This is a genomic window from Clostridium sp. (genome assembly GCF_040797585.1).
Lineage (GTDB): Bacteria > Bacillota > Clostridia > Clostridiales > Clostridiaceae > Clostridium_Z.
In genome coordinates this window covers 1-4,035 of sequence record NZ_JBFNEO010000242.1, presented here as the reverse complement: position 1 = coordinate 4,035, position 4,035 = coordinate 1, and the positions used below count along the sequence as shown (strand labels likewise).

Here is a 4,035-nt window from a genome sequence, read left to right as displayed (position 1 = left end):
TGCTTTGCTTTTTATACAACTCTCCCTTAGCATGTATAATGCATATGATGGAATAGTTCAGTGGAAAAGTTATAAACGTATTGAGGGAAAAACTGAAAGCTTTAAAGAAGGAAATAACACTTATTTTGTTAGTGTTAGTCTTTCTGATACTTTATATGGAGTGAATAAAGTTGATTTTAGTATTTCAGCAGAACTTAAGAATAAAAGTAAATATGAAATAGTGGGATTTGATGAGTTAGAAAGTTATACATCAAATGAGAATGAAATAAATTATATAGTAGTGGATTCAAATATATTAAATGTATTTAAGTTTAATACGCTAGAAGGAAGTAAGGACTTTAATAAAGATAAGCCACAGGCACTAGTAGGATATAGGTTAAAGGATAAATATAATATAGGGGATAAAATAAAGCATAATAGAGTAGGTGAAGAAATAGAAGTAATAGGATTCTTAGATAAAAATCATGGTAGCTTTGATGAACATGGAGTAGAAATCGATAACTCTATAGTAATTTTAGATGATAATACACCGAAGCCTACAAATAGATGTCTTGTTTATTCTAAGGATGGGTATAGTAAGACTAAAAAGGAAATAGCTAAAATATTAGCTCCCTATGGTAGTATTAATTTTACAGATTCTGAAGAAACATATACAGTTCAAAAAGAAGAGAGAGAGAAAGAAGCTTTTAATATTGCCATGTATAGTATTGGAATGTTTATGTTCTCCTTAGGAGTGTTTATAAGCCTTTTAATACTTATAATAAATAAAAGTAAGAGAGATATAGGAATAAAGATAGCCTGTGGAGCAAAGAAAATCATTATATATACCTATATGATTGGACAGATACTTCTTATATATTTTATCTCTTCCTTTATAGCATTAACCTATATATATATAGAAAATGGACCAGGGAGAATAAATCCATTTACCATGGATTATATAAGTATTATCAATGGTGCAGGAATGATTTTCATATTTATAGTATCCATACCTATTCTTATGAAAATAATAAAACTAAAGCCACCAGAGCTTATAAAAAATCAGTAGTATGGAAAGGGGGGATAAGTAATGGTTTTAAAATTAGAAAATGTGATGAAGGTTTATGTAGATGGGGACAGCCTAGTTAAGGCTTTAGACAATGTTAATTTTAATGTGAATAGTGGGGACATGATAAGCATAATGGGACCATCAGGATCTGGAAAGTCAACCCTATTAAATATTATTGGACTTATGGATACTCAGACTAGGGGAGAACTTTATATAAATGGAAGATTAATTGAGGGAAAATCCACAGATGAGATGGCTGAAGTAAGAAATAAGACTATTTCTTTTATATTTCAAGAGTATAATCTTATAGAAGAGTACAATGTATATGAAAATGTGGAGATTCCACTTAGATATAGGGGAGTAAAAAATAAGGATAGAAAAGATATAGTAATAAAATCCCTTGAGAGACTAAATATTTTGGACAAAGTACATTCTAAGGTGGTTAGATTGTCAGGGGGACAAAGACAAAGGGTTGCTATAGCCAGGGCTTTAGTAAGTGATGGAGATATAATACTTGCTGATGAACCTACAGGAGCCTTAGATCAAGCTACGGGAAAGGAAATAATGGACATACTTAAAGAGCTGAATAATGAAGGTAAAACCATAATAATAGTAACCCATGACCCTAAAGTTGCATCTCACTGCAAGAGACATTTTACCATAATAGATGGAGAGTTAAAAGAGGATAAATTATAAATTTAAAGGATTTAGTATTAACATAGGGTATTAATACTAAATCCTTATATTATAAAATATATATTATAAAGTAAATGTTATATAGATTTTAACCATGGAGGTAAATATGAAGAACTTAATTGTATTAGATGGGGCTATGGGAACATATGGGAAAGCCCTAGGAGTAGATTATGAAAGAATACCTTATATGGCAATGGAGAAGAGAGAACTATTAGTAAATATTCATAGAGAATATTTAAAGAAAGGTAGTCAGGTTATAACCACTAACAGTTTTAGATTAAATCCTTATGTTATAAGAAATAAAAAAGACCTTAAGAATCTTATAGATGCTACCATAGATTGTGCTAAGGAGGCTATTAAAAAGGAAGGGAAGGGTAAAATAGCCTATGATATAGGCCCCTTAGGAGTTAAAGATTTTTGTAGAAATGACATAAGAGAGAGCTATAGCTTAATTAGGTCCCTTATTGAAAATAACGAAGATATAGATTATGTATTTATAGAAACTCAATATATCTTAGAGGAAAGCCTTATAGCCTTAGAAGTATTTAAAGGTATAGATAAGCCTTTATGGATAAGTTACACATTTGATGAGAATGGTAAACTTTACTCTGGGGGGTATATAGAGGATTTAGAAAAATATATTAAAGAAGAGGAGGTACAGGCTTTAGGGATGAATTGCTCTAAGGGAGCAAGGGAAGCTAAAGAGTTTATAAGAAGAATAAAAAAGTTCTGGAATAAAGATATTATTGCAAAGCCTAATTTAGGACTTCCAACCCTAGAGAAAGGAAATCTTACATACAATTATACTACTAAGGAATTTAGACATCATATGGAGAAATTAATAAAAGAAGGAGCAACCATAATTGGGGGATGCTGTGGCACAACTCCAGAATACATAGAGGCATTAAAAAATTTATCTTAAGCTATTTAACTTAATTAAATCAAAGTGGAGGTAGGTAATATGAATTGGTTTAAGGATATAATTAAAGCCCTTTTAAAGAGAAAGGTCATATATGCTTTGCTTTTTATACAACTCTCCCTTAGCATGTATAATGCATATGATGGAATAATTACTTGGAAAGCTTATAGAAGTGTTGAGAGTGAAGGTAACAGTTTTAAAGAGATAAATAATATGTATTTTGTGAGATTTAACTTTTCTAACATCTTAGATGGAGTTAGTCCCCTTAGATTTAATATTTCAGAGGAGCTTAAGGCTAAAAGTAAATATGAGATAGTTGGATTTAATGAGTTAGAAAATGATATAGAAAATGATTATGTAATAGATTATATAGTAGTAGATTCAAATATAGTAAATGTATTTCAGTTTAATACACTAGAAGGGAGGAAGGAATTTAATAAAGATAAGCCACAGGCACTAGTAGGATATAGGTTAAAGGATAAATATAATATAGGAGATAAAATAAAGCATAATAGAGTAGGGGAAGAAATAGAAGTAATAGGATTCTTGGATAAGAACCATAGTACCTTTGATGAGTATGGATCAAATCTTGATAATTCTATAGTAATCTTAGATGATGATACCCTTAAAATTACAAATACTTGTCTTGTTTATTCTAAGGATGGATATAGTAAGACAAAGAAGGAAGTAGCAAAGATATTAGGAGAACATGGCACTATCAATTTTACAGATTTGGAGGAAGAACATAGAAGTGGTAAAGAATATGTAGAGAAACAAACTTTTAATATTGCCATGTATAGCATTGGAATGTTTATATTCTCTCTAGGAGTGTTTATAAGTCTTTTAATACTTATAATAAATAAAAGTAAGAGGGATATAGGTATAAAAATAGCTTGTGGAGCAAAGAAAATTAGTATATATACCTATATGCTTGGACAGATACTTTCTATATATCTTCTATCTTCATTTGTAGCATTAACTTATATATATGTGGAAAATGGTCATGGGAGAAAAAGTCCATTTACCATGGATTATATAAGTGTTATTAATATAGCTGGAATAATTTTTATATTCATAGTATCCATACCTATTCTTATGAAAATAATAAAATTAAAGCCATCGGAGCTTATAAAAAACCAGTAGTATGAAAAAATGGATAAATAATGAGTTAAAATTAGAATAAAAATAAGGATTTAGTGATGTCACTAAATCCTTATTTTTATCTATTAATATATTATTAATAGATAAAAAATATAAATTAACTAAATCAAAAGAGTTTTTTAAAACAGGGCTTACAGATAATAGTTTTACCTTTATTGGCACTGATTAAGTTATTAGGGGATAGCTCTTTTCCACACACTTCACATAAGAA

At 29.4% G+C, this 4,035-nt stretch carries 5 protein-coding genes; 4 read left to right on the top strand and 1 reads right to left on the bottom strand.

Annotation, left to right across the window (positions count from 1 at the left end; genetic code table 11):
- The 4 genes from AB2369_RS12150 to AB2369_RS12135 form a co-directional block, all read left to right on the top strand.
- The coding region (locus tag AB2369_RS12150; RefSeq protein ID WP_367666738.1) for an ABC transporter permease at nucleotides 1-1,048 on the top strand (1,048 nt) is incomplete at its 5' end.
- A 21-nt stretch (nucleotides 1,049-1,069) separates the two neighbouring features.
- A complete protein-coding gene (locus AB2369_RS12145) occupies nucleotides 1,070-1,744 on the top strand; it encodes an ABC transporter ATP-binding protein (protein ID WP_367666737.1) in 675 nt (224 codons plus the stop codon).
- Between the two features lie 106 nt (nucleotides 1,745-1,850).
- The gene (locus tag AB2369_RS12140; protein WP_367666736.1) at nucleotides 1,851-2,666 is read left to right on the top strand and encodes a homocysteine S-methyltransferase family protein; all 816 of its coding nucleotides are present in this window, start codon (nucleotides 1,851-1,853) and stop codon (nucleotides 2,664-2,666) included.
- 39 nt (nucleotides 2,667-2,705) lie between these two features.
- Nucleotides 2,706-3,806: an ABC transporter permease gene (locus AB2369_RS12135; RefSeq protein ID WP_367666735.1), complete on the top strand. Its 1,101-nt coding sequence runs from the start codon at nucleotides 2,706-2,708 to the stop codon at nucleotides 3,804-3,806.
- 124 nt (nucleotides 3,807-3,930) lie between these two features.
- On the opposite strand, the gene AB2369_RS12130 is transcribed toward AB2369_RS12135, so the two are convergent.
- Nucleotides 3,931-4,035: LIM domain-containing protein (locus AB2369_RS12130; RefSeq protein ID WP_367666739.1), on the bottom strand; the 105-nt coding region annotated here is incomplete at its 5' end.